Here is a 25839-nt window from a genome sequence, read left to right on the forward strand (position 1 = left end):
TCAGACAATTTCCGCGTCATAACCCATGAAAAAATTCGGGTTTTGGGGTAGCAGCGGTATATTGAAAAATGATTTACTAAAAAACGCTTTGATACATCGGCAGGATTAAGCTGCCAGCACTCTGAAACACGGCACTTTGTACCTCGCTGCTATACTCCGACCTTCGGCCCAACACAATACAGCGGTTCACCAACTTGCTCGGCCTCATAGAGCTCTGTGCTTTGCGCATCGCCCATAAATGTTGCGCGCAGGCCCGTCGCAGTACGCTCAAACTCCCAGCATTGCGGGTCTGGGCGATCTTCATAGACAAAGCAAATTGCAGGCCCGTCGGCGTACCACTCACCGGACTTGCATTGACCATCCAAGAACGACCATTCCACACGGCGCCCCGGCATATACCGCTCTGCGCCATAGATTTCCCCATCCTCACTGAAATACAGTGTTTTGCCGGTTGTGTAGGCTTCAAACGCATCCGCTGACAAAGGGGCTGCATGGCTGGCCGAGCCGCCAAGCGCGAGCGCACAAAAAACAAGGGCACGTAACATAGGCATTTCTCCGAATGAGTAATGCCACCCTGCGAGCAAACGGGTGAGGTTTCAATCCACTTGCTCTTTCAAATTGCGCCAATCGTCTTTAGGTGAAGGGGACTAGCGGAGTTCTGCCCATGGCCTTTTTCAAAAAGCTCAAAGAAAAGTTGTTCAAATCGTCCTCTAAGATTGAGGAAGGGTTAGACGCGATTGTAAAAGATGGCGGCGAAGAAGAAACGACTGATGCGGTTGAAACTGCGCAAGAAGATGTGGTGATTGAAGTGCCACTTGAGAGTGTTCCAGAGCCAGAGCCAGAGCCAGAGCCAGAGCCAGAGCCAGAGCCAGAGCCAGCGGCGGTCATGCCGACGCCTGAGGTTGAGCCGGTTGTGGTGGAAGAAACGCCAGTAGCTGCTAAACAGGCTGCAACGCCAGAATCCAAAATCGAAGATATCCCAACCGAGCGCGCTCAAGACATCGCAGAAGCTCCTGCATCTGAGCCAAAAAAACCGGGACTGCTCGGTCGCCTTATGGTCCGTACGGCGCAAAAAACAGTTACGCGACGCGTGCTTGACGACGACATGCTGGAACAACTCGAGGAGTTGCTGATCAGCTCAGACATGGGCGTTGAAACAGCGCTCAGGGTCGCCGCAAACATGGCGGAAGGGCGTATGGGGCGCAAACTTTCTACCGATGAAATCAAGACCCTGCTCGCAGCAGAAATCGCGCGCATCATGGAGCCCGTTGCCAAACCGCTTCCGATTTATTCCAAAAAACCTCAAGTCGTTTTGGTTGTTGGTGTGAATGGTTCCGGAAAAACCACAACCATCGGCAAACTTGCCAGCCAGTTCAAAGGCGCGGGCAAGTCAGTGGTGATTGCCGCGGGCGATACATTCCGCGCGGCCGCGGTCGAGCAGCTCCAAGTTTGGGGGCAACGCGCAGGCGTGCCTGTTCTCACTGCACCCGAAGGCTCTGATCCTGCAAGCCTTGCCTTTGATGCCATGACACAGGCCGAAGCCGATGGCGCGGATCTGTTGATGATCGATACCGCAGGACGTTTGCAAAACCGTGCAGATTTGATGGAGGAACTCTCCAAGATCGTGCGGGTGATCCGTAAGAAAGATCCAAGTGCACCGCACAATACGCTCCTCGTACTTGATGCTACGACAGGTCAAAACGCGCTCAACCAAGTGGAAACCTTCCAAAAACTCGCAGATGTTTCCGGTCTTGTGATGACCAAGCTTGACGGCACAGCCAAAGGCGGGGTGCTGGTAGCACTTGCGGATAAATTCGGCCTTCCGATTCATGCTATTGGCGTGGGCGAACAAATCGACGATCTTGATGCGTTTGATCCCGAAGACTTTGCCAACGCCCTTACGGGCCGCACTCTTTGAGCTTCATCTTTCCAGATAAACTTCGGGGGGGACGCGCAAAGCGTGTCGGGGGCTGGCCCCCATCACGCTCTCCATGAGTATCTCGGACTGGCTTATTTCCCTCGAAGGCACGCCACAAGGGCATGACGTCGCCTTGATTCTTGCCATCATGGCTGCCTTTCTGCATGCCGTCTTTGGTGCTTTGCAAAAAGGGCGTCACGATCCATGGCTGTCTCGCGGTGCGATTGATGCAAGTTACGGTCTTATGGCGATGCCTTTTGCACTTTTTGTTGTCCCGTGGCCTGAGCCGCATATGTGGCCGATCTTCGCAGGTGCCTTTCTCATCCACCTTGGCTACAAACTGCTCCAAGCGTTTGCTTATACCAAAGGGGCCTATACGGTTGTCTACCCTGTGGTGCGCGGCACGGGGCCTTTGTTTACGGTGTTCGGTGCTTACCTCATTTTTGGTGAGACGTTTACCCTTGGCCAATGGTTCGGGGTTCTAGTTCTGCTCAGCGGCATCTTTGGCCTCGCGTTTTATAACTACATGTACCTCGTTCAAGATCGCGCAACGCTGATGCCTGCCCTTTGGCTCGCCTTTGCGACGGGCCTTTTCGTGGCGCTCTACACGACCTATGACGCATACGGCATTCGCGCGACGCAGGATCCATTTACGTTTCTCGCATGGTTCTTCTTTATCGATGGCATCGCAATCCCGCCGATTGCGTATATGCACTACAAACGGATGTCCAATCCTCCAGCCTTGCCGCCGCTCGCGCTACGCGGCATTGTCGGCGCTTTCATCGCATTTGCGTCATTTGGCTCGATTATGCTGGCAACGCGCCTTGACAAGGTGGGCGAAGCGGCCATTTTGCGTGAAACATCGACGGTCTTTGCGGCGCTCATCGGTTGGCTGGTTTTGAAAGAAACTGTTGGCCCAAGACGGATCGCTTTGATGTCATTGATTGCGCTCGGAGCTGTGATCGTGGAATTTGCAGGTTAAACGCCGAAAGGGGCCAGAATGGCACAGGAAAAAGACGTCAACCCAATCTTGAAGCAGGTTTTGGAGCTTGGCCCGACGCTGGTGTTTTTCCTGATGTACCTGCGCATGCGCGACAACAGTTATACTATTTTGGGCACGGAGTATTCCGGCTTCATCATGGCGACGGTCGCCTTTGTGCCCGTCTTGCTGATCGCGATGGGGATCCTTTGGTATCTCACGGGCAAGCTCAGCCGGATGCAGATTTTTACTGCGTTCATGGTGATTTTCTTCGGTGGTCTTACGGCCTATTTCAACGATGAGCGCTTCTTCAAGATGAAAACGACGCTGGTTTACGGCTTTTTCGCTGTGATACTGAGCATCGGCTTGGTGCTGGGTAAAAGCTATCTGGCGTTTGTGCTCTCTGACGCTTTGCCTATGGCGCAAGAAGGGTGGATGATCCTGACACGCCGTCTCACGATGATGTTCGCAGCCCTTGCGGTTGGTAATGAAATCATCTGGCGCACAATGTCCACGGATGCGTGGGTCAAGATCGAAACCTTCGGCTTCCCGATTCTTTTGTTCGGCTTTCTCTGGGCGCAATTCGCAGCCTTGCAGAAATACATGGACCTTGAGGACTAAGCGCGTTGACGCCACGTGGGCGCGCGCCTAAAAAGAGGCGTGGCGATTTGATACCGGATTGTGGGCCACGTTAAATATGCCGCTAAAAGGTCAATGCTCGGGACCCCCGTTTGCTTGACCGCATCGGGGTTTTTTCGTGGGGCACTGCCCCGCGCTAGGAGAGCGATATGAGCCAAGACTGGAACACGCGCACGAAATTGGTACACAGCGGAACCAAACGCAGCCAATGGAACGAAGTCAGTGAAGCGATATTCCTGACCCAAGGGTTCGTCTACGACACAGCCGAGCAAGCCGAAGCGCGATTTATCAAAGCTGAGCCGGACGAATATATCTACGCGCGCTATGGCAATCCAACAGTTGCGATGTTCGAAGAACGCATGGCCGCGATCGAAGGCTGCGAAGCCGGTTTTGCGACGGCCTCTGGCATGGCGGCTGTGAATGGGGCTTTAATGGCTTTTCTCAGTGCGGGCGATCACGTGGTCGGTTCGCGTGCTTTGTTTGGCTCGTGTCTCTATATCCTAGATGAAATCCTGCCGCGCTTGGGCGTTGAAGTGTCTTTGGTCGATGGGCGCGATTTAGGGGCTTGGAAAAACGCGATTCGCGAAGACACGAAATTGGTGTTCTTCGAAACGATTTCAAATCCCGCGCTTGAAGTTGTTGATATTAAATCGGTGAGTGCGATGGCCCATGCTGTCGGCGCCATTGTTGTCGCGGACAATGTTTTCGCAACACCCGTTTTTTCCAAAGCGGTTGAGCAGGGCGTTGATATTGTTGTGTATTCCGCGACCAAACATATCGACGGGCAAGGCCGCGCACTCGGTGGTATTATCCTTGGCCCGCAATATTTGATCCGAGGCAAAGTGGAAGCCTATATGAAACACACCGGCGGTGCGATGAGCCCGTTCACGGCGTGGATCATGCTCAAAGGTTTAGAGACCATGGATCTGCGCGTGCGCGCGCAAAGCGCGACGGCGGCGAAAATGGCAGAGGTGCTTGCGGGACATGAAAGGCTGGAACGCTTGATTTATCCGGGTCATTCAAGCCATCCGCAAAATGCCTTGGTGATGGAGCAGATGGGCAATGGCGGCACGATGCTGGCATTCGACGTGAAAGGTGGCAAAGAGGCTGCATTTCGCGTGCTAAATGCGCTGAAAATAGCAGTGATTTCAAACAATCTTGGCGATGCAAAAACTATTGCAACGCCGCCCGCTGCGACGACACATCAGCGTTTGCCGCAAGATCAAAAAGAGATGTTGGGTATTACGCCGGGGCTCGTGCGTTTGAGCCTTGGGATCGAAGACCCTGATGATTTGATTGCTGATGTTCTTCAGGCTCTGGATCACGCTTGACCCAGAGCGGGTTGCGATTTTTCTAGAAAAATCGGGCGCTTTGCATCATCCAGTGCGCCCGTAAAAGCCAAGTTGTTCCTCTTGGGTAAAGCGCGCGCCCGGGTTTTCGTAATACGTGAACACAGTGACAACACGTGGTCGCGGCCCTTGGGCAGGTGTCACGCAATGAGGTGTGTTCACACCGCGAAACACGTTAAGCGTACCCGCTTCTGCATCAAGCGATTGCACGGTGTCATCCTGCCCTAGAACCAGCTTTTCGACACCTTCGTAGTTTGGATCATCTGCGCTGCGTAAATCGGTGCGATACTGAAATGTGCTGCCCTTTTCGGGCGCTTGCAAAAGCAAGGTCGTCGTGAACTCAGAGCGATCAAAATGCCAGTTCAGACCTTGCCCCTCGAAATAAGCCATCACGTTCAAACGCGCCAAAGGATCGTCCATTGCATATAGCGCAGGGCGTTCCATCACTTGCGCAAGGAAATCGACAAAGGGCTGCCATTCATAGAGCTGCGTGACTGCGGTCGGCGCGACTTGATCGCCACAAAGCGTCAGGTTTGAAGTGGAAAACTCGTGATAAAGCGCCGAGTCGTCCGGCACATCTGGAATGCTCTTCTTGAAATAGATGTTGTGGTTGCGCTCATGACGAAAGGCTTCCGATTCAAATTTAGGAAGCGCGTAGTTTAACGTCTCGCGGATCGGCTCCTTGCGCATGAACCCGACAAGATTGAACATCCCGTTTTGCGCCAGTTCATCGCGGCAACGTTTGACCAGCACCGCGTATTCAGGCGTATCGGGCTGATCGAGCGGGTATGTTTCCAGATCAAGTATCGTCTTCATTACAGCTCTTTCCAAAAAGATTACTCGCCATGTTTAACAGTCTGTTTTTTCTTGGGAAGTCACTTTTGAGCACTTTTGCATCGCCTTTGCCCGCTGTTGTGTCTGAAAAAGCATGGAAACTTGCGATTACAATCCTTAATAGTGGGCGCACAGATTGCTTTCGGGGGAGGCGGGAATGAATATTCAGACGCCAGTCGCAGATGAAATTGCCACGCGTGAAGAAGCACAAGCTGCGCTTGTGGCTCTGATGAGCTGGGCACGCGGCGCGAGCACGCAGGAATTGAATGCAATTGATCCCAAATTGCGCGCGCTTATCGGTAGCAACGAATACCCCGATCTGATCAACGACTACCCCGAGAATTTCGTCGTTGATCCCGCTTACAAAGCGACCTTGCCGGATTTACAAAACGGACCAAGTTCGCTCATCCGTGGTTCGCAGCAACTTATCCAGCACGTAGGTATTTCAAATTTCCCCCTGCCGATCCGATTTCACACCAAACATGGCAATGATCTGACGCTTGAGACGTCCGTCACAGGGACCGTCAGCCTTGATGCGGATAAGAAGGGCATCAACATGTCCCGCATCATGCGCACGTTTTATCGTCGCGCTGAAGAAACATTTAGCTTTGATGTGATCGAAGCGGCGCTTGATGATTACAAGTCCGATTTAGAGAGCTTTGATGCGCGCCTACAGATGCGCTTTTCGTTCCCCGTGAAGATCGAAAGCCTGCGCTCTGGGCTGTCGGGCTATCAATACTATGATATTTCAATGGAGCTGGCTGAACAGAACGGCGTGCGGCAGAAGTTCATGCATGTGGATTATGTGTATTCATCAACGTGCCCTTGCTCTCTGGAACTCAGCGAACACGCGCGGCGAACCCGTGGACAGTTGGCGACGCCGCATTCGCAGCGCTCTGTCGCGCGGATTTCGGTGGAACTGATCGGAAAATCCATTCTTTGGTTCGAAGACTTGATTGATCATTGCCGCAAGGCTGTACCCACAGAGACGCAAGTCATGGTCAAACGCGAGGACGAGCAAGCCTTTGCAGAGCTTAACGCTGCCAACCCGATTTTTGTTGAAGACGCGGCGCGGCTGTTTTGCGAACAACTGCTCAAAGACGAGCGGATCGGAGATTTCCGCGTGGTCGCATCCCATCAAGAAAGCCTGCACAGTCACGACGCTGTGAGCATTTTGACCGAAGGCCCAAGCTTTGCGGCGACCAGCATTGATCCCAAATTGTTCAGCACACTTTTTCACGTGGGTTAACGTCAGGGCAGCAATGCGACCAGTGCAATGCTGCAATGCAGAATGAGCAAAGTTGTTGCCCTACCAATGACTTAGAGCGTGGCCTATATAATCCTCAACAGCAATTCAGCTAATGAGGTTTCACATGGCAGCTCTCGATTTTGGCGCAACAAGCGCATCTACATCTTCTTCCGCATCTTTCTTGAAGCGCGTTGGCGCTGGCATCTGGGACGTGCTTGTCCAAATGGGTCACGCTCGTGCGCGCACGGCTGAGATGCAGTACTACATGGACATGAGCGATGCCGAGTTGGCTGAAAAAGGCCTGCGTCGTGAAGACATCGTACGTCACGTTTTCCGCGGCATGCTCATTTAACGCACCCACATCACACAAAAGCAATCTGCGCCGCGAATGAGCGCGCGGATGCTTGACAGGGCAGGGGTGCTGAGACAAGCCTGCGAGCTATGTTGGACCTGCGCCCAGTTGGATATGTGATCGGCCTTTTGGTCATGATGCTTGGTATGGCGATGCTGTTACCTTTGCTCGTGGACTTGGCCGAAGCGCGTGGGCATTGGCCCGCATTTTTACAAAGCGCACTGATCACATCGCTTGTCGGTGGTTTGGTCGCCTTGGCTTGCTCCAACGGGGTTAAAGAGGGCCTCAGCATTCAGCAGACCTTTTTGCTGACCACTGGCGTCTGGCTTGCGCTGCCTTTGTTTGGCGCATTGCCCTTTATGTTTGGCGAGACAGAGCTGCGTTTTGTCGATGCGTTTTTTGAGGCAATGTCGGGCCTGACAACAACCGGCTCTACCGTGATCTCTGGCCTAGACGATCTGCCCAAAGGACTGCTGCTGTGGCGCGGCCTGATGCAATGGATCGGCGGCGTAGGTATCATTGTTGTGGCGATGGTATTTCTGCCTGAGTTGCGTGTAGGCGGTATGCAGATTTTCCGCGCGGAAGGCTTTGATACCATGGGTAAAATCCTGCCGCGCGCGACTGCGATTGCCTCGCAAATTTCTTATATCTATGTCGGAATTACGCTGGCTTGCGCGATGTCTTACATGCTGCTTGGCATGAATGCGTTCGATGCGAGCGTGCATTCGATGACCACAGTCGCCACAGGTGGTTTTGCAAATTACGACGCATCTTTCGGAGTTTTTTCCGGTCCGATAGAATATGCGGCATCTTTCTTCATGGTGCTCGCAGCCCTACCTTTTGTGCGCTACGTGCAGCTTTTGAACGGCAACCAGTTTGCGGTTTGGCGTGATGCGCAAGTGCGCGGGTTTTTGATGACAATTGCTGTGTTGGTTGTCATCTGTGCTGCTGTGCTTGCGCTGGCTCAGGACCGTGCGTTCGAACCTGCGTTTCGCCGCGCCCTATTCAACATTATCTCCATCGTTTCGGGCACGGGTTACGCGAGCGCGGATTACATGCTTTGGGGCTCTTTCCTCGTATCGCTCTTCTTCTTTGCGGGCCTTATCGGTGGGTGCGCTGGATCGACGGCGTGCTCTGTGAAAATTTTTCGCTACCAGTTGTTGTTCGCGTCGATCAAAACGCAGATTAAACGCATCCATTCTCCGAACGGCATCTTTTCGCCCCGCTATGAGGGCCGCGCAGTGGGTGAGGACGTTCTAAGCTCTGTGATGTCTTTCTTTGTTTTCTTCGTGGTCACTTTGGGCGTGCTGGCTGTGGCGTTGAGCCTGACAGGGCTTGATATGATCACAGCGCTTTCCGGCGCGTCCGCGGCTTTGGCGAACATCGGTCCGGGCCTGGGGCCAGAAATTGGCCCTGCTGGCAACTATGGCGGATTGAATGACCCTGCAAAATGGCTGCTCGCGATTGGTATGTTGATTGGCCGTCTCGAACTATTGGCGGTTTACGCCATTCTTACCGTCGGATTTTGGAGAGGCTGATATGACACAGCGCCCCCTTGGAGCACAGATTTCGCACATGCTGAAAGCACGTGGGGTCGACACCATTTTCGGAATTCCCGGCGTGCATAATGTCGAGATGTATCGCGGCATCGAAGAGGCGGGGATCACCCATGTGCTTGCGCGTCACGAACAAGGTGCGGGTTTTATGGCTGACGGCTATGCGCGCGCGACGGGTAAGCCGGGGGTCGCTTATGTGATCACGGGGCCGGGCCTGTGCAACACGATGACGCCGCTGGGGCAGGCTTATTCCGACAGTGTGCCGGTATTGGCGATTTCGTCGTGCTTGGATGAAACATCGGCAAAGCGTGGGCAGCTGCATCAAATGTTGGATCAAGAAGCGGCTGCAGCGACCGTCTGTGAATGGTCTTATGAGGCACGTTCAGCAAGTGCAGCCTATCAGTTGATTGATCGCGCATTCACTGAATTTGCCAGCGCGCGCCCCCGACCGAAACATATCCAAGTTCCGATCGCTTTGGCGGGTGAAATGGCGAAGGGTGCGGCAGCCGCCTTGCCGAAATCTGCAAAGCCGCAAGTCTCTCAGGCATTGCTCTATGAAGCGGTTGCAATGATCTTGCGCGCTGAAAAGCCGATCTTTGTATTTGGTGGTGGTGCCGTTGCTGGCGCGGACGTTGTTGGCGACCTTTTGCGTATGACCGGAGCGGCGAGTTTTACGACCTATGCAGGGCGCGGGATCGTACCATCTGAGGCACCATTGCACTTTGGTAGCACGCTTGCGCGCGCGGATACGGCTGATGTGTTTGCGCAGTCTGATTTGGTTGTTGTTGTTGCAAGTGAGCTCTCTGAGGTCGATCTGTGGCGCGATGATCTAGGGCATGATTGCCCGATGATCCGCGTTGATCTTGATGCGTCAATCTTGGCGCAAGGGCGTGCGGATGATCTATTGCTTCTTGGTGATGCTGAAAGCTTCTTGCGCGCGATGGCGATTGCGATACCTGCGCGTGTTGATGATCGCGACCCTTGTTGGGATGCGGGTTATGTTACGCAGTGCAAAGTACGTTGGCGCGCGGAAACAGATGCGGAGCGTCCGGGGATTGTGCCCATTTGCGATGCTTTGCGCGCTGCCCTGCCGAGCGATGCTCTGATCTATTCCGACATGACGCAATTTGCTTATGTGGCCAAAGAAATTTGGGACATGGATGCGCCGTCGCTTTGGCATCATCCATACGGGTTTGGCACGCTTGGATATGCTTTGCCCGCTGCGATTGGTGGCAAGATCGGGGCAGGGGATAAACCTGTTGTTGCGATCGCGGGGGACTACGGTTTTCAGTATACGCTGCAAGAACTCGGCGTCGCGGTTGAGTTGGAACTCAGCTTGCCGATTATCTTGTGGGACAATGGCAAGTTAAAAGAGATCGAGGATTCCATGGTGCGCAGTCAAATCGCACCCAATGCAGTCGTTGCGCGCAATCCTGACTTTTGTAAATTGGCTGAGGCCTACGGCGGCGTGAGTGCGCGTCCCCAATCGCTAGAAGCCTTGGCGCTGGACGTGAAAAAAGCGCTGGCCCATCGAGGACCAACGCTTATTCATCTCACACCGGATATTTTGGCAGGTTAGCCTATTCCCAGCAGCTGACCAATACGGTCATATCTGCTGCGAGTTTCGCGAGGTCTTCATTATCAAGAGCTGCGCTTTGCGTGGCTGTGTTAGCGGTGATCCCTGCACCCGAGAGGATCTTTGCAATCACATCGCTCGTGATCGAAAAGCCCACGCCAGCAGGCAAGGTGCGCCCCTTCATGTCCTTGGGGGCGAGCATGCCAATGATGCCGCCCGCGCTATCTAGAACGGGGCCACCAACGTCGCCAGACATCGCTTCCATTTCGAGGCGGTTTAGCGTCGCTTCGCCGCCTAGCCCTTTGAGATCAGCAAGTGTGCCATAGGTCAGCGTCGGCGCGTTCAAAGCGCCCTCAAACGGATAACCTGCGACCGCCACGTCCGTTTTCAAACGCGGTGCGCCACTGCGCAAGGCGGCGATGCCTTGAGGTGCGAGTGCTTCGTCAGGGCGTAGCAGAGCAAGGCCGCTGGCATCATCTGTAGCCACGACCTTCGCATCATAATCTCCGTCAATCGTGATACGGCTACAAGATTGCACAGCCTCAAGGCTGGTGACAGCTGCGCCGTTAGAGGCGACAAAAAAACCGCTGCGCGACAGTTTAGGTGTGCGAATTTTCAGACCGGACACGAGGTCAATTGCTTGCAACTCGTCCATGCCAGCAGTGGGGTCCAGCACCGCGTCAAGTCGTGTGAAATTGATCTGCATTTCGCCGAGCAAACGGGTGCGGCGTTCTTCGTCGTTTCTGGGCCAAATCAGCATAAAGCCTTTGACATGATCGTCCTCAAGGCTCGCTTCTGTGTGCGAAATGAACGTTTCATTCTCGCCCACAAGTGTGAAGCTACGCTTTTTGCGCTCACGCGGGCCATCTAGGGGCACGATCTCGAGCGTTTGCAAAATATCATAGAGGCCAAAGAGCGTGTTTTCATCACCCGCTTGGCTGATCAGGATGACTTTGGCACCCTCAACAAAACCCTTGCCCTCATAATGCGAAAAGGGTGATTCATAGCGATCAAACTCGACTGCGCCTATGGGCATAGCAATTTCGATTCCTGCTTCGCGATCCTCAACAAGGCGCAGATCAAGACCGTCCAGAACGGCGTTGTATTGTTTGAAAAGCTCAACGCGCTGAAGTGTCGTTAAAATGCCCGTTGCCTCAAAACCATTGGCGTCCTGCCATGCTGACATAGAATTACGTGTCCCCCGACCGAAGGATCCATCAATCGCGGCATCATAAAAGCCAGCCCAACGCAGTGCGATCTGGAGGTTCTTTTTCGCGTCACGGCTCAAAGCGTTCTCGCTCGCGCGTGCCTCGCGGGGTGTTTCGTCCGCTTCTTCCGGCTCAGGCTGTGGTTCTGGTGCGGGAGCAGGCGGCGCTTCAGCGACGACTGTGTCATTCTGCTCGGCAGGCAGGGCAGGCGCGAGCGGGGTTACATTCAGCAGATTTGCGCCCACGGGCCAGAACTGCTGACGAAAAGCTGCGGAGAAGGCGATGAAGCTATCGCGCGGAATGCGCCCTTCGCGGCGATATCCACGCAGCACAGTTTCTGCATCCTCGGCAGTGTAGGGCCCAAGCGCGACGGCATACCAACCGCCGCCGAGCGAAAAGCCGTTCACGTCAGGTAGATTGCCCGCATAGTCACGCGCACGGGCTTCAGCAGCGTTCAAGCTAGGTTGCGCTTCGATCTGAACCCAAGCGGCGTCTTGCGCGTATGCGGGGCGCAGCGCTGCAAAGAGGATTACGAAAATGGTCAGGAAAATGCGTTTCATGTAAAAAGCCTCGTAATCGAACTGCTGAATTTGGATGTAACTTAGCTGGATGTGTAATCCTGCATAGGGCGCAGATTGAGATCGGTTTTCGGCAATTTTTAGGCAATAGTCCACCTGATTTGGTAAGATTTACGTGAATTGATGAGTGGCATCAGTAAGAGGGTTGATTGATTGACCCTCATGGGCGCAACGGCTAATCAGACGCAACGGCGCGCGTGGCGTGCGAACAATCAGGTGGCGACTGTCATGACTTCGGAAAAACCTAAATCATTTCAAGAGATTATCTTGCGTTTGCAAGCCTATTGGGCTGCGCAGGGCTGTGCTGTGATGCAGCCCTATGACATGGAGGTGGGCGCAGGTACGTTTCACCCTGCGACAACTTTGCGCTCGCTTGGCTCCAAACCGTGGGCCGCCGCCTATGTGCAGCCCTCGCGTCGCCCAACGGATGGGCGCTATGGCGAGAACCCGAACCGCCTTCAGCACTACTATCAGTATCAAGTGGTGATCAAACCAAGCCCACCGGATCTCCAAGCGCTTTATCTTGGCTCACTTGAGGCGATTGGCGTGGATATGGAGATGCACGACATCCGTTTTGTCGAGGATGACTGGGAAAGCCCGACGCTTGGCGCGTGGGGTCTTGGCTGGGAAGTTTGGTGTGATGGTATGGAAGTCAGCCAATTTACCTACTTCCAACAAGTGGGTGGACATGATTGCGCCCCTGTTGCGGGCGAGTTGACTTACGGTCTTGAGCGTCTCGCGATGTATATTCTGGACTGTGATCACGTGATGGATATGCCCTACAATGACCCACAATCGCCCATTGCCCTAAGCTACGGTGATGTGTTCAAGCAAACCGAAGAAGAATACGCGCGCTGGAACTTCGATGTGGCCAACACCGAAGTGTTGCTGCGCCATTTTGAGGAAGCGGAAGCTGAATGCGCGCATATTCTTGCGCAAGAGCACGATGATCCCAAGACCGGAAAGCGCATCATCATGGCGCATCCTGCGTATGATCAATGCATCAAGGCGAGCCATATTTTCAACCTGCTCGACGCGCGCGGCGTGATTTCTGTGACTGAGCGTCAGGCTTATATCGGGCGCGTGCGCACCTTGGCCAAGGCCTGTGCCGATGCCTTTGTGCAGACGCGCGCGGGCGGACATGTCCAATGAGGTTAGGTCAGTTTTTAGCGGGGTTCACTGTGTTATCAGCAATCATAGCCGGCGGCGCGATGTATTACTTGCAAGTTTACGCGTTCTACGAAGAGATCTCCGCGAGCGGCGAGAATGATGTACAACTCGTGAGCCTCGTCTCAGGTGAACCAGAACCAATCCTGTTTGATCAATTCGAAGCAATCGACGCCTATACGTCACCCATCCGCTACCGCGCCTGCTTTACCACCGTAATGAGCCACTCGTTGCTCAGCGAAACCTACGTGGCTTTTGAAAATGCCGAGCCGCGCAACGCACCAGGTTGGTTCGAATGCTTCGATGCGGAAGCCATTGGCGCTGAGTTAGAGGCGGGAACGGCTCTTACATTCTTGGCGCAAAAGAACATCGCCTATGGCGTGGACCGCGTTGTCGCGATTACCGAAGACGGTCGCGGATACGTCTGGCACGAGCTCAACGATTGCGGCGCGAAAGCCTATGACGGCTCGCCCACCGGGGAAGCTTGCCCGCCCCGTGACGAATTTACCGGTGAAATGCTGGAAGGAAAGAACTGATGCCTGATCTGCTGATCGAATTGTTTTCCGAAGAAATCCCAGCACGCATGCAGGGCAAAGCGGCGGATGATCTTAAAAAGCTGATAACAGATGGCATGGTTGAGGCGGGTTTGACCTATGCTTCTGCTGCTGCGTTCTCGACCCCGCGCCGTTTGGCATTGACCATCGAGGGCGTGCTGAACGAAAGCCCGACCGTGCGGGAAGAACGCAAAGGGCCAAAAGTTGGCGCGCCTGACAAAGCGATTGAGGGGTTCTTGCGCGGCGCAGGTCTGACTCGCGATCAGTTAGAGGAACGCGACACGCCCAAAGGCGCGGTCTATTTCGCGAGCATCGAAAAGCAGGGTCGCCCCGCGGCTGAGATTATCGCAGAGGTATTGGAACACACGATCCGAACCTTCCCATGGCCTAAATCCATGCGTTGGGGCAGTGGTTCTTTGCGTTGGGTCCGCCCGCTGCATTCAATCATTTGCCTCTTGAGTGATGAGGCGGGTAGCGAAGTTGTGCCGCTTGATGTGGACGGGATTGTCTCTGGCAAGACCACGCACGGCCATCGTTTCATGGACCCTAAGCAGATCACTGTGAACGGTTTTGAGGACTACGAAGCGCAGCTTAAACGCGCGTTTGTTGTGCTGAATGCAGGTGAGCGCGCCGATGCGATCTGGGAAGACGCCAAGAACCAAGCCTTCGCCAATGGCCTTGAAGTGGTTGAAGACGCTGGCCTTTTGCGCGAGGTCGCGGGTCTTGTGGAATGGCCTGTCGTGCTGATGGGCGAGATTGCTGAGGACTTCCTTGGCCTGCCACCCGAGGTCTTGCAAACCTCTATGAAAGAACATCAAAAGTTTTTCTCTGTGAAGAATCCTAAAACGGGCCGGATCGAGCGGTTTATCACCGTGGCGAACCGCGAAACGGCGGACAATGGCGCGACGATCTTGGCAGGAAACCAAAAGGTTCTGTTCGCGCGTCTGTCGGATGCGAAGTTCTTCTGGGAAAATGATTTGCGCACGGCCAAAAACGATATGTCGTCATGGACCGAAGCGCTCTCGAATGTGACGTTCCACAACAAGCTTGGCACGCAAGCAGAGCGGATCGAACGGATCGCCGCTTTGGCGCGCGAGTTGGCTCCTGTGGTTGGCACGGATGCGGACGAGGCAGAGCGTGCTGCGCGTTTGGCAAAGGCGGATTTGTCGTCCGAGATGGTTTACGAATTCCCTGAATTACAGGGCTTGATGGGGCGTTACTACGCAGAAGCTGCGGGTGAAATGCCTGCTGTCGCTGCGGCTGCTGAGGAACACTACGCGCCTTTGGGTCCATCGGACGCTGTGCCAACTGCGCCTGTGTCTGTGGCGGTTTCTTTGGCGGATAAGATTGATACGCTGACAGGGTTTTGGGCGATTGATGAAAAGCCTACGGGGTCCAAGGATCCGTTTGCGCTGCGCCGTGCGGCTTTGGGCGTTATTCGTTTAGTTTTGGAAAATGACAAAACGCTTGTTTTGATGGCTGTATTCGCCTTTGCGAACGAAAAAGCAGACGCTGCGAACTTGCTATCCTTCTTCCACGACCGCCTCAAAGTTTACCTGCGCGAGCAAGGTGTGCGGCACGATGTAATTGATGCGTGTATTGCGATGGACGGCAATGACGATCTTGGGCTGTTGGTAAAGCGCGCGGTCGCACTCGAAGCGTTTATGAAGACAGACGATGGTGAAAATCTGTTGCAGGGTTTCAAACGCGCAAACAACATCTTGAGCAAAGAAGAAGAGAAGGACGGCGTTGAGTACTCTTACGGTGGCGATGTGAAATTCGCGCAAACCGAAGAAGAAAAGGCGCTGTTTGCAGCCTTGGAACGCGAGACACCTGTCATCGAGGCTGCTTTGAGTGCGGAAGATTTTGCGAGCGCGATGAGTGGTATGGCAGGATTGCGTGCGCCGATTGATGCGTTTTTTGAAGCGGTTCAGGTCAATAGTGACAATCAGACTGTGCGGCGCAATCGTTTGAACCTGCTCAGTGACATTCGCAAATTAGTGGGGTCAGTTGCTGATCTAACGCGCGTCGAGGGATAGCCTTATGTGCCGCAGCACGTAAGGCCACAGACTTCGCGCAAGTCAGCGTGCCTTGCGCGTTGAAAATTGACCTCTATGCTGCGCGCAAGCTTAGAGGATGCCGCAGTGCAGAATAACCCACACACGACCTTGATCACCGCCACAGCGCCTGTGTCGCCCGACACCCATGGCGGGCGCACGAAATGTTTGCAACGTTTGGTGCGACTTGATTTGCCTGTGCCACGCACGGTGGGTTTGTCATTTGATGCGGTTCACCGGATCGCGCGCGGCGAAATGCCGGATATGGCGCTGCTTTTGTCGCCGTTTGAGCAAGGTGAATTGCTCTGTGTGCGCCCGTCTTCTGGTGATCCTGATTGGGGCGGCCCGAGCGCGATTTTGAACATTGGAATGAACAATGCGCGTTTTGATGATTTCGCGCAGCGATTGGGCAACGAGACGGCGGCGTCCCTTTATGCACGATTTGTTCATTCTTATTCTCTAAGGGTGGCGCGTCTGGATCCAGATGTGTTCGATGAGATTGGTGTAGAGGGGGAAGCATCGCTGAACGCGGCGTTGCGTGCCTATGAAGAGGAAACTGATGAGCCGTTTCCGCAAGATCCGGCCGTGCAATTGGCCGAGGTTTTGCGCTCTATGGCGCGTGCTTGGGATGGCACGTCCGCGCGTTTGTTGCGTCAGGGAAAGGGCGCGCCTGCGGATGCCGGTCTTGGCTTGGTTGTGCAATCTATGGCGCTCGGATTTGGCGAGGGCGAATGTGGCTCTGGTGTTTTGCAACTGATTGACCGTGAAACAGGACTTGAACAGCTCACGGGGCGTTACCTGAGCCAAAGCCAAGGGCGTGATGCGCTAGAGGGCGGCTCTAAAGCGCTGTTTTTGGAACGCGATGCAAGAGGACCATCACTCGAAGAGCTTGCGCCAGACGCGTTTCGCAGCTTGATCGAGATTGCGCAGTTGATGCGGCTTAAGCTTCGCGAAGAAATGCAGGTCGAATTCGTGATCGAGAATGGGCGCGTGCATATTCTGGATGGTGTGCGTGTGTCGCGAACAAGCCGTGCTGCCGTGCGCAGTGTTGTGCGTTTGGCTGAAGACAAGATTATTACGCGGCAAGAGGCTCTTTTGCGCGTGCCACCCTCAGCGCTGAATGAATTGTTGCATAGGCAGGTGGATCGCAGCGTTTCGAATGATTTGATTGGCCGTGGTGTAGCCGCGAGCCCAGGTGCCGCGACAGGTAAAGTAGTGTTTACAGCGGCCGACGCCCAAGCGGCAGCGGCGCGCGGCGAATCCTGTGTCTTGGTGCGCCGCGAAACCTCGCCCGAAGACATTCGCGGCATGCACGCGGCAAAAGCGGTGCTCACCGAACGCGGCGGTATGACGTCCCACGCGGCGGTGATTGGGCGCGGTATCGGCCTGCCGTGTGTGGTTGGTGCTACGGAAATGCGGTTTCAAATGCGCAAAAAGCTATTGACCGTTTCGGATGGGCGAACCTTCAAAGAGGGGGATGTGATCACCGTTGATGGCACGCATGGTGAAGTGCTTTCGGGTTCTGTGCCGATGCTGGAAGCGACGTTGGATGATGCCTTTCAAACTCTGCTCAGTTGGGCTGATGACGAGCGTGATATTGGGATTCGCGCTAACGCAGATACGCCCGCAGATGCGCAAACTGCAAAGATGTTTCTCGCGCAGGGAATTGGGCTTTGCCGCACCGAGCATATGTTCTTCGAAGATGACCGGTTGACCGTCATGCGCGAGATGATTTTCGCCGAAAGCAGCGAAGATCGCAGCGCCGCGCTAAAGCGCTTGCTTCCTGTGCAACGTGCCGACTTTACAGAGCTTTTTCGCACTATGGCGGGTCTGCCAGTCTGTTTGCGCCTTCTGGATCCGCCCTTGCATGAATTTTTGCCCTCTGATCATGCGGGGCACCGCGCGCTGGCCGAAGCGCTGGATATTCCACTCTCCGATGTGACGCGGCGCGTAGAAGCCCTGAGTGAATACAATCCAATGCTGGGTATGCGCGGTGTGCGTTTGGGCATAAAGGTGCCCGAAATTTACGACATGCAGGTGCGTGCGATTTTTGAAGCCGCGATCAGTGTGACGACCCCTGAAATGCCGATCGTTCCAGAGATTATGATCCCGCTTGTGTCTGCAAAGCGCGAAGTTGAGTTGGTCAAGATGCGAGTTGATATCGTCGCGGCTGCAGTGCGCGCAGAAACCGGTGTGGATTTCGACTACAAACTTGGTGTTATGGTCGAAACCCCACGTGCTGCGTTGCGTGCAGAAGACATTGCAGAAAGCACGTCGTTCTTGAGTTTTGGAACCAACGATTTGACCCAAATGACCTATGGTTTGTCGCGCGATGATGCGGGTCGCTTTATGTCGGAATATGTGGCGCAGGGGGTCTTTGCGGAGGATCCGTTTCACACACTTGATGTTGATGGCGTGGGCGAATTGCTCATTTTAGGGGCCAAACGCGGCCGCATGGCGCGTCCTGGTTTAACGCTGTCGATGTGCGGCGAGCATGGCGGCAACCCCGAATCAATCGCGTTTTGTCGCGCAGCAGGTTTTGACTATGTTTCCTGCTCACCCTTTCGCGTGCCTGTTGCAAGATTGGCAGCCGCGCAATTGGCAATCCTCGACAAGCTAGGGTAGCACATAAGAAACGCGCCACAACATGTTGAAGTATTTGGCTGGGTCAGTGGTCCCGACAGGTCGTGAAAAACCTCTGGTTTTTGCGTAGGGTGGATTTTAACGATTTAGATGCTATCTAGCTGCGAACTGAAATAACGCTTGAGAGCTCGATGCGACGCATTTTTTTGTCCCTAATACTGTCCTTGATGGCTTTGCCCGTCTCTGCGGAGGCGGTTTCGCGTGAGTTATCCGCGATGATCGAGCGCGATGAGACCGCTATAAAGCGTTTGTCCAAGGCGCGGGTAGATGCACTTTTTCGTCGCGTGAGTACGGGTAGCGTAGGCTCTATCCAATACACGCGCAGTTTTCTCGATGCGTTGCCTGCGGCGCAGGGCGGAAAACACTTGAATTGTTTGTCAGAGGCGCTCTATTTCGAAGCGCGGGGCGAGACGATCAAAGGTCAATTTGCTGTTGCGGAAGTGATAATGAACCGCGTCGCGAGTTCGCGCTATCCTGACAGTGTGTGTGGCGTGATCAATCAGGGAACGGGTCGGAAATTCGCGTGTCAGTTCACCTATACATGCGATGGACGTGCTGAGGTAATCACCGAGAAGTCCAATTATGCACGCTTGCGCAAGATCGCAAAGCTCTCGATGTCTGATCTGCCAAAGACACTGACCAAAGGCGCGACGCATTACCATACGACCGCGGTAAAGCCGAAATGGAGCCGCGTTTTCCCGCGTACTGCAAAAATTGGGGTACATCTCTTCTACCGCGAACCACGCGCGTGAGCCGCAATTAATCGCTGAGCGACGCAGAAAGTATGACATGGCAGACGAAGTAAAACATGCTTTCGAGCATCCGCTCGAACGCTCTTTGGCGTCTGCGCAAGACCCCGCGTTGGATCGCATTTCACTGCGTGACCACATAGTCGCCGTCGAGATTGGAGCGTTCCAAGCAGAACGCGATATGACCCAGCGCATTAGCTTTAACGTCGTTGTCGAAGTACGTCACGCCGCCAAGGATTTGGGCGACGATGTTGACTTGATCCTCTCATACGACCGCGTGACCGAAGCGATAGACATCGAACTTGCCGCTGAACGTTTGAACCTGCTCGAAACTTTGGCCGAACGCGTCGCGGATCGCATTTTGAAAGAGCCGCAAGCCGAGCGTGTGTTTGTCCGGATCGAAAAACTAGATCGCGGGGGCGGTGCACTCGGTGTCGAAATTGTACGCGCTATGTCTGACGTCTCATCCGCGGCGTCTGCGAGTGACGCCGCTTTGAATGCACGGGTCGTTTTTTTGAGCGAAGCGGCGATGTCTTCACGAAATGTTTCGAATTGGATAGATCAGCTAACGAAAACGCAGGTGCCTTTGGTGCTTGTCGTTCCACCTGCGCGATCTGATTTGAGCGCGCGAACACGCCTTGCAAAGGCACAGGTAACGCTGCTTGCAATGGAGCAAAACGCGTGGATTTTCGCGGCGACAGAGCCGCGTTGCGCGGTCGTTGAAACCCGCACAGAGCTCGATTGGGCCTGTAAAAACAAGCAAATTAGCGTTTGGGCACCGCAGAAATTTGTGATGGACGCAGTCGAAAGTCCTTTGCACTTGGTGGACGATCCGGTCGCCCTTGCTGATTGGTTCTGCTCGCAAATCGGGGCGCTCGAGTTGGTCGTTGTGGGCGAAGAGTTGCCGACGTCGCCCATGTCCCTCTGCCGCGCCGTCGCGGTTGAGAGCGAAGCAATATAAACTGATCACGTACAGTTTAGAATGATAAGCCAATATAATGACTGACTATTTCAGACCACTTGCGCAGCTGTCTGCCGTGCGCCCAGAAGGGGCGATGACGCTTGCAGGAACGCAAAGTTGGTTTACGCACGTCGAACATTTTGTGCGCGGTCGGTCGTCTGCGATCCTTCCTGCGCATGATACTCCGCAAGAGTGGCGTGATGCTGTTCGCGCGCCGCGCGCCTCGATTGCTGGGCTGGATATGTCAAAGCCGGTCATCATGGGCATTCTGAATGTGACACCCGACAGCTTTTCCGATGGTGGCCGGCACAATTCACCAAAGCTGGCGTTAAGCCTCGCACAACAGATGGTCAAAGATGGCGCGCATTTGCTCGACATTGGTGGCGAAAGCACGCGTCCGGGGGCTGTCGAAGTGCCTTTTGAAGCAGAAATCGCGCGCACGGTTCCAGTGATCGAAGCGATCCGCACCACTATCGAGACACCCATTTCAATCGATACGCGCAAGGCGCGCGTGGCTCATGCCGCATTGGAAGCGGGTGCAAATATTGTAAATGACGTCTCTGGCTTCAAGTTTGACCCTGATCTCGCGCCCTTGTGTGCTACGACCTCTGCACCCGTGTGTTTAATGCACGCGCAGGGGCTGCCTGAAACGATGCAAAAAGCACCCCATTACGAGGATGTGCTTCTCGACGTATATGATTTCTTGGCCGAACAAATCGCGCTTGCGGTAAGCTATGGCGTGCGCCGTGGTCAGATCATTGTTGACCCCGGTCTTGGATTTGGCAAAACGCAGGCGCACAACCTTGCGCTGATCAAAGGTCTGTCACTGTTTCACGGTCTTGGATGCCCTGTTTTATTAGGGGCTTCGCGAAAAGGGTTTATCCGTGATATAGGGCAAGCACCAAACGCTGAAGAACGCGCGCCCGGCTCAATCGCAGTCGCATTGGCAGCAGTGGTGCAAGGCGTGCAGGTTTTACGAGTTCACGATGTTTCGCAGACACGACAAGCGCTCGCCTTATTTCAGGCGGCGACAATAGGAGTTGATTTATGACACGTAAATTATTTGGAACAGACGGCGTGCGTGGCACAGCCAACACATATCCAATGACCGCTGAAATGGCGCTGCGTATTGGCGCGGCGGCAGGCATTTATTTCCGACGCAATCAAGCAAATGTACACCGCGTGGTGATCGGCAAAGACACGCGCCGCTCCGGCTATATGCTGGAAAGTGCGCTGACCGCTGGTTTGACATCAACGGGGATGACGGTCTTTTTGATGGGCCCGATCCCGACACCCGCCGTGGGAATGTTGACACCATCCATGCGCGCAGATGTGGGGATTATGATCTCGGCGAGCCATAACCCCCATGAAGATAATGGTATCAAGTTCTTTGGCCCTGATGGTTTCAAGCTCTCGGACGAGGCGGAGATGGAGATCGAAGCACTCGTTGAATCGGGCGTCGATCTGGTTGAGCCGATGAAGATTGGCCGTACGCGCCACATCTATGATGGTCGCTCGCGCTACAATGAACGTGTGAAGGCGGCGTTCCCCAATGAGTTGTCGCTCGATGGTATGAAGGTTGTGATCGATTGCGCCAACGGTGCCGCGTACCGCGCGGCCCCCGAAGTTCTTTGGGAACTCGGCGCAGAGGTTATTCCAGTGGGCGTTGCGCCAAACGGTTATAATATCAATGAAAATTGCGGCTCTACCAAACCGATGACGGCGTCTGAAGCGGTGATCGCCCATGGCGCTGACGTGGGTATTTGTCTTGATGGCGATGCGGATCGTTGCTTGATCTTGGATGAGACAGGCAAGGTCGCTGATGGTGATCAATTCATGGGCCTTATTGCTGGCCGTTGGGCCGAAGAAGGGCGCTTGAACAAGAACACATTGGTCGCAACGGTTATGTCCAACCTTGGGCTTGAGCGCCATTTGGAAAGCAAAGGTCTCAAGCTTGCGCGCACAGGTGTCGGTGATCGCTATGTCGTTGAAGAGATGCGTAAAAACGGTTTCAACTTAGGCGGTGAACAGTCTGGGCATATCGTTATGACGGATTATGCGACGACAGGTGATGGTCTTATGGCTGGGCTTCAGTTCTTGGGCGAATTGGCGCGGACTGGGCGCAAAGCGTCTGAACTCACCAATGTGTTCGATCCCGTGCCACAGATGCTGAAAAACGTACGCTATACCAACGGACAAGTGCCGCTCGAAGATGGAAAAGTGCTGTCTGTTATCGGTGGTGCAGAGCAAGAATTGATTGGCAAAGGGCGATTGCTTATCCGGAAATCCGGTACAGAGCCGCTGATCCGCGTGATGGCGGAATGCGAGGATCCTGATTTGCTGAACGATGTTGTGGATCGCATCGTCGATGAGGTGGCGCGCGCAACGGCTGCTTAACCTTTGCGCAAAGCTGCCAAGATGGCGCGGCTTTGCGTGATAAAAATTCCCACAAGAATAAGGGCCAGCGCAGTGTATAACTGCGCTGGCAGATCTTCCCGCAGCAAGATCACACCGAATATGACAGACCAGACTGGCACCATATAGCTCGTGATGTTCATGAACAGTGACCCGGCGGTGGTGATCACACGGACACGGATCAGAGCACCGATCGCCGTAGGAAAAAGAGCTGCATAAAGAACTGCAAGACTTGCAGACATCGGGAAGTTGTCGGGCCAACCTTCGGTGAGCAAAGCCAAAGGAACGACTAAGATCGCCGCCACCGTCAAAGTCCCCGAGGCAAGCGCAATGGGCGGCATTTTGGGTGCGCGACGTGTCAGGATTGACCCGATTGCATAGCCGCAGGCACTACCGATGCAAGCTATCCGGCCCCAAAAAACCAAATCACTATCACTACTTTCAAACGCCCCCGGTCCAACGAGCATCGAAATGCCGATGAAGCCAATAATCATACCGATGACGCGACGCGGTCCGATGCCTTCTTCTGGCGAAAAGATGTAGACCAGTGGAAGCACAATCAACGGAACCGTAGTCATCGCGACCCCGGCAAAAGCGCTGGGTACGTGCTGTTGACCCCAAGTGAGCAAGAGCATGGGCATCGCAAATGCAATTGCGCCGATCGCGATGACAAACGGCCAGCCACGAGATTTATGAATAGTTGTAATGGGTTGACCCATAAGAAAGCCGAGGGCATTCAGAATGATTGCGCCAAGCGCAAGGCGTGCACCTGCGACAGTCTGTGGGCCAAACCCTTCAAGTGATAAGCTCATCGCCATAAAGGCGGATCCCCAAATTATCCCGAGAAAGATGATCAGGAGCCAGTTAATAAAGCCGGGATTGTCGGGGGTGGGGGCATTGCTCATGCGCAAAAGAAATGACCCCAGCCGAGGCCGGGGTCAATCTAAGAATTGTATCGAATTTAGAAGCGCTTAGTTCTTCGCTTTGTCGACCATCTTGCCTGCGGAAATCCAAGGCATCATGTCGCGCAGTTTGCCGCCAACGACTTCAATCTGGTGCTCGTCGTTTGCACGGCGCGAAGATTTGATTGTTGGCTGGCCAACAGCATTCTCAAGCATGAAATCACGCACGAACTTGCCGGATTGGATGTCTGAAAGAACCGCTTTCATGCGCGCCTTTGTCTCGTCGTATGGCAAAATGCGTGGACCGGAGACGTACTGACCGTACTCAGCTGTGTTAGAGATGGAGTAATCCATGTTGGCGATGCCGCCTTCATAGATCAGGTCCACGATCAGCTTTGTTTCGTGCAAGCACTCGAAATATGCCATTTCAGGCTCGTAACCCGCTTCAACAAGCGTCTCGAAACCCATGCGGATCAATTCAACGATACCGCCGCAAAGAACGGCCTGCTCACCAAAGAGGTCTGTTTCGCACTCTTCACGGAAATCGGTCTCGATAATGCCGGAACGACCGCCACCGATTGCGGAGCAATAGGACAGACCGATTTCAAGCGCTTTGCCGGATGCGTTCTTGTCGACCGCAACCAAGCAAGGCACGCCGCCGCCTTTGGTATATTCGCCGCGCACCGTGTGGCCCGGACCCTTTGGCGCCATCATGATGACGTCGATGCCTTCTTTCGGCTCGATCAGGCCGAAGTGTACGTTCAGGCCGTGTGCAAATGCGATTGCAGCGCCTTCACGGATATTGTCGTGCACGTATTTCTTGTATGTTTCTGCCTGAAGCTCGTCGGGCATTGTGAACATGATCACGTCCGCCCAAGCCGCTGCCGCTGCGATTTCCATAACTTTCAGGCCTTCGCCTTCAGCCTTTGCTTTGGAAGGGGAGCCGTCGCGCAGAGCCACAACAACGTTCTTTGCGCCAGAGTCGCGCAGGTTCAACGCGTGCGCGTGACCTTGCGAGCCGTAGCCGAGAATAGCTACTTTGGCTTCTTTAATGAGGTTAACGTCGCAATCACGATCATAATAAACGCGCATGGGTGTAGTCCTTTGAGTTGGGAATCAAGTATTGGCGCTAATCTACGCTGAATGTGGCGTTGAACTTTCCGAAAAGCATAGGTAAGCACCAATAATCGAATTTTTCATTCACCAATTCAACAAATATGAGATATTTCATGCTTGATGATGTCGATCGACGCATATTGCGACAAATGCAGGCTGCGCCCGAGTTGGCAAATGCAGAGCTCGCCGCGCGCTGTGATCTCACCAGCGCGACCTGCTATCGTCGGATCGAGAAAATGCAGGCGAGTGGTGTTTTGGGTGGTCAGCAAGCTGTCATTGACTGGCAAGCGCTTGGGTACGCGGTTGAAGTGAGTTTGCGCATTACTCTCGATAAAACGCAAACCCGTGCATTTGATGACTTCATAGAAGCTGCACGCGAGGTACGACACGTCATCGAAATCCAAACGTTCTTAGGCCGCGTAGATGTGCGCCTTTCCGTAATCGCACGCGATATGAGCCATTATCAGCAGATCTACCGCGAACAAATCCTAAGCCTGCCGCATATCGCAGACATTGAAGCGTTGATGCATGTGGCGCGCATCAAGCAGAGCGAAGGCTTACCCCTGTGATCGAACCCGTGATTGATCTCGATGACATTGACCGCAAGATTTTGCGTGCTTTGGCGGAGGACGCCACGCTTGGGGCGGGGGCTCTGGGGCGCCGTTTTGATATGTCGCAACCCGCGATGTGGCGACGGGTGAAACGTTTGCAAGATGCGGGTGCATTTCGGGCAAGGCGGTTGGTTTTGGACCATGAAAAGCTGGGCTTTGGGGTTACCGTTTTCCTCGGGGTGAAGCTTGCGACCAAAGGTCGTGTCAGCCTTGAGGATTTCGAGCGCGCCGTCAGTGCCATTCCCGAAGTGCAAACGATTGAGCATGTGCTTGGCATGTATGACTACCGTTTGCGCGTTGTGGCGCGTGATATCCCCGATTTTGAACGTGTTCTGCGTCGCCGTATTATGACATTGCCCGGTGCTGGGGATGTGGAAGCGAATGTATTATTGAGCGAAGAACGCAGGCCTGGCCCGCTGGGGTAGG

Annotated in this window: 23 protein-coding genes and 1 riboswitch; of the genes, 18 read left to right on the forward strand and 5 right to left on the reverse strand. The window is 54.3% G+C overall.

Annotation, left to right across the window (positions count from 1 at the left end; translation table 11 throughout):
* Positions 1–149: 149 nt before the first annotated feature.
* Positions 150–545 carry a hypothetical protein gene (locus tag PFRI_RS06895; protein ID WP_072629971.1) on the reverse strand — a complete coding sequence of 132 codons (396 nt, stop codon included), beginning with the start codon at positions 543–545 and terminating at the stop codon, positions 150–152.
* Between the two features lie 119 nt (positions 546–664).
* Here PFRI_RS06895 and ftsY point away from each other — a divergent pair, with 119 nt between their 5' ends.
* The 4 genes from ftsY (at position 665) to metZ (ending at position 4867) form a co-directional block, all read left to right on the forward strand.
* A complete protein-coding gene (ftsY, locus tag PFRI_RS06900) occupies positions 665–1918 on the forward strand; it encodes a signal recognition particle-docking protein FtsY (protein ID WP_072629972.1) in 1254 nt (417 codons plus the stop codon).
* A 79-nt stretch (positions 1919–1997) separates the two neighbouring features.
* On the forward strand, positions 1998–2900 hold the full coding sequence (locus PFRI_RS06905) for an EamA family transporter (RefSeq protein WP_072630011.1): 903 nt from the start codon (positions 1998–2000) through the stop codon (positions 2898–2900).
* Between the two features lie 18 nt (positions 2901–2918).
* Positions 2919–3518 (forward strand): inner membrane-spanning protein YciB, encoded by a 600-nt coding sequence (locus tag PFRI_RS06910; protein ID WP_072629973.1) that lies wholly within the window; start codon positions 2919–2921, stop codon positions 3516–3518.
* Positions 3519–3547: 29 nt separating this feature from the next.
* Positions 3548–3624, forward strand: a riboswitch (SAM riboswitch).
* A 61-nt stretch (positions 3625–3685) separates the two neighbouring features.
* Positions 3686–4867: an O-succinylhomoserine sulfhydrylase gene (gene metZ, locus PFRI_RS06915; RefSeq protein ID WP_072629974.1), complete on the forward strand. Its 1182-nt coding sequence runs from the start codon at positions 3686–3688 to the stop codon at positions 4865–4867.
* Between the two features lie 45 nt (positions 4868–4912).
* On the opposite strand, the gene PFRI_RS06920 is transcribed toward metZ, so the two are convergent.
* A complete protein-coding gene (locus PFRI_RS06920) occupies positions 4913–5701 on the reverse strand; it encodes a HalD/BesD family halogenase (protein ID WP_072629975.1) in 789 nt (262 codons plus the stop codon).
* Between the two features lie 175 nt (positions 5702–5876).
* Here PFRI_RS06920 and folE2 point away from each other — a divergent pair, with 175 nt between their 5' ends.
* The 4 genes from folE2 to PFRI_RS06940 all read left to right on the forward strand — a co-directional run bounded on the left by folE2 (position 5877) and on the right by PFRI_RS06940 (position 10455).
* Positions 5877–6968, forward strand: a complete 1092-nt coding sequence (folE2, locus tag PFRI_RS06925; RefSeq protein ID WP_072629976.1) for a GTP cyclohydrolase FolE2 — start codon at positions 5877–5879, stop codon at positions 6966–6968.
* A gap of 124 nt (positions 6969–7092) precedes the next feature.
* Entirely contained in the window at positions 7093–7320 is a 228-nt protein-coding gene (locus PFRI_RS06930) for a hypothetical protein (RefSeq protein ID WP_072629977.1), read from the forward strand.
* Between the two features lie 89 nt (positions 7321–7409).
* On the forward strand, positions 7410–8858 hold the full coding sequence (locus tag PFRI_RS06935) for a TrkH family potassium uptake protein (protein WP_072629978.1): 1449 nt from the start codon (positions 7410–7412) through the stop codon (positions 8856–8858).
* 1 nt (position 8859) lies between these two features.
* Entirely contained in the window at positions 8860–10455 is a 1596-nt protein-coding gene (locus tag PFRI_RS06940; protein WP_072629979.1) for a thiamine pyrophosphate-binding protein, read from the forward strand.
* Position 10456: 1 nt separating this feature from the next.
* Here the strand turns inward: PFRI_RS06940 and PFRI_RS06945 are convergent, their stop codons facing one another.
* A complete protein-coding gene (locus tag PFRI_RS06945) occupies positions 10457–12220 on the reverse strand; it encodes a serine protease (protein ID WP_072629980.1) in 1764 nt (587 codons plus the stop codon).
* 246 nt (positions 12221–12466) lie between these two features.
* Between PFRI_RS06945 and PFRI_RS06950 the strand changes: the two genes are divergently transcribed.
* The 8 genes from PFRI_RS06950 (at position 12467) to glmM (ending at position 22766) form a co-directional block, all read left to right on the forward strand.
* A complete protein-coding gene (locus PFRI_RS06950; RefSeq protein WP_072630012.1) occupies positions 12467–13390 on the forward strand; it encodes a glycine--tRNA ligase subunit alpha in 924 nt (307 codons plus the stop codon).
* Entirely contained in the window at positions 13387–13941 is a 555-nt protein-coding gene (locus tag PFRI_RS06955) for a DUF6446 family protein (RefSeq protein WP_072629981.1), read from the forward strand. The genes PFRI_RS06950 and PFRI_RS06955 overlap by 4 nt, the downstream gene beginning before the upstream one ends.
* Positions 13941–15998 (forward strand): glycine--tRNA ligase subunit beta, encoded by a 2058-nt coding sequence (glyS, locus tag PFRI_RS06960; protein ID WP_072629982.1) that lies wholly within the window; start codon positions 13941–13943, stop codon positions 15996–15998. Before PFRI_RS06955 ends, glyS begins: the two co-directional genes overlap by 1 nt.
* A 75-nt stretch (positions 15999–16073) precedes the next feature.
* On the forward strand, positions 16074–18641 hold the full coding sequence (locus tag PFRI_RS06965) for a putative PEP-binding protein (protein ID WP_072629983.1): 2568 nt from the start codon (positions 16074–16076) through the stop codon (positions 18639–18641).
* A 149-nt stretch (positions 18642–18790) separates the two neighbouring features.
* Positions 18791–19411, forward strand: coding sequence for a cell wall hydrolase (locus PFRI_RS06970; RefSeq protein ID WP_072629984.1), 621 nt, complete (start codon positions 18791–18793; stop codon positions 19409–19411).
* 37 nt (positions 19412–19448) lie between these two features.
* A complete protein-coding gene (locus PFRI_RS06975) occupies positions 19449–20369 on the forward strand; it encodes a dihydroneopterin aldolase (protein WP_072629985.1) in 921 nt (306 codons plus the stop codon).
* A 37-nt stretch (positions 20370–20406) separates the two neighbouring features.
* Entirely contained in the window at positions 20407–21420 is a 1014-nt protein-coding gene (folP, locus tag PFRI_RS06980; protein WP_072629986.1) for a dihydropteroate synthase, read from the forward strand.
* Positions 21417–22766, forward strand: coding sequence for a phosphoglucosamine mutase (glmM, locus tag PFRI_RS06985; protein WP_072629987.1), 1350 nt, complete (start codon positions 21417–21419; stop codon positions 22764–22766). Before folP ends, glmM begins: the two co-directional genes overlap by 4 nt.
* Here the strand turns inward: glmM and PFRI_RS06990 are convergent.
* Together PFRI_RS06990 and ilvC are read right to left on the reverse strand one after the other, a co-directional pair.
* Positions 22763–23689 carry a DMT family transporter gene (locus tag PFRI_RS06990; RefSeq protein ID WP_072629988.1) on the reverse strand — a complete coding sequence of 309 codons (927 nt, stop codon included), beginning with the start codon at positions 23687–23689 and terminating at the stop codon, positions 22763–22765. The genes glmM and PFRI_RS06990 overlap by 4 nt on opposite strands.
* A 66-nt stretch (positions 23690–23755) precedes the next feature.
* The gene (gene ilvC / locus PFRI_RS06995) at positions 23756–24778 is read right to left on the reverse strand and encodes a ketol-acid reductoisomerase (RefSeq protein ID WP_072629989.1); all 1023 of its coding nucleotides are present in this window, start codon (positions 24776–24778) and stop codon (positions 23756–23758) included.
* A gap of 137 nt (positions 24779–24915) precedes the next feature.
* Here ilvC and PFRI_RS07000 point away from each other — a divergent pair, with 137 nt between their 5' ends.
* Together PFRI_RS07000 and PFRI_RS07005 are read left to right on the forward strand one after the other, a co-directional pair.
* Positions 24916–25371 (forward strand): Lrp/AsnC family transcriptional regulator, encoded by a 456-nt coding sequence (locus tag PFRI_RS07000; protein ID WP_072629990.1) that lies wholly within the window; start codon positions 24916–24918, stop codon positions 25369–25371.
* Positions 25372–25379: 8 nt separating this feature from the next.
* Positions 25380–25838, forward strand: a complete 459-nt coding sequence (locus PFRI_RS07005; RefSeq protein WP_072630013.1) for an Lrp/AsnC family transcriptional regulator — start codon at positions 25380–25382, stop codon at positions 25836–25838.
* Position 25839 lies beyond the last annotated feature (1 nt).

The sequence above is a fragment of the Planktotalea frisia genome (assembly GCF_001890925.1).
GTDB classification, from domain to species: Bacteria; Pseudomonadota; Alphaproteobacteria; order Rhodobacterales; family Rhodobacteraceae; genus Planktotalea; species Planktotalea frisia.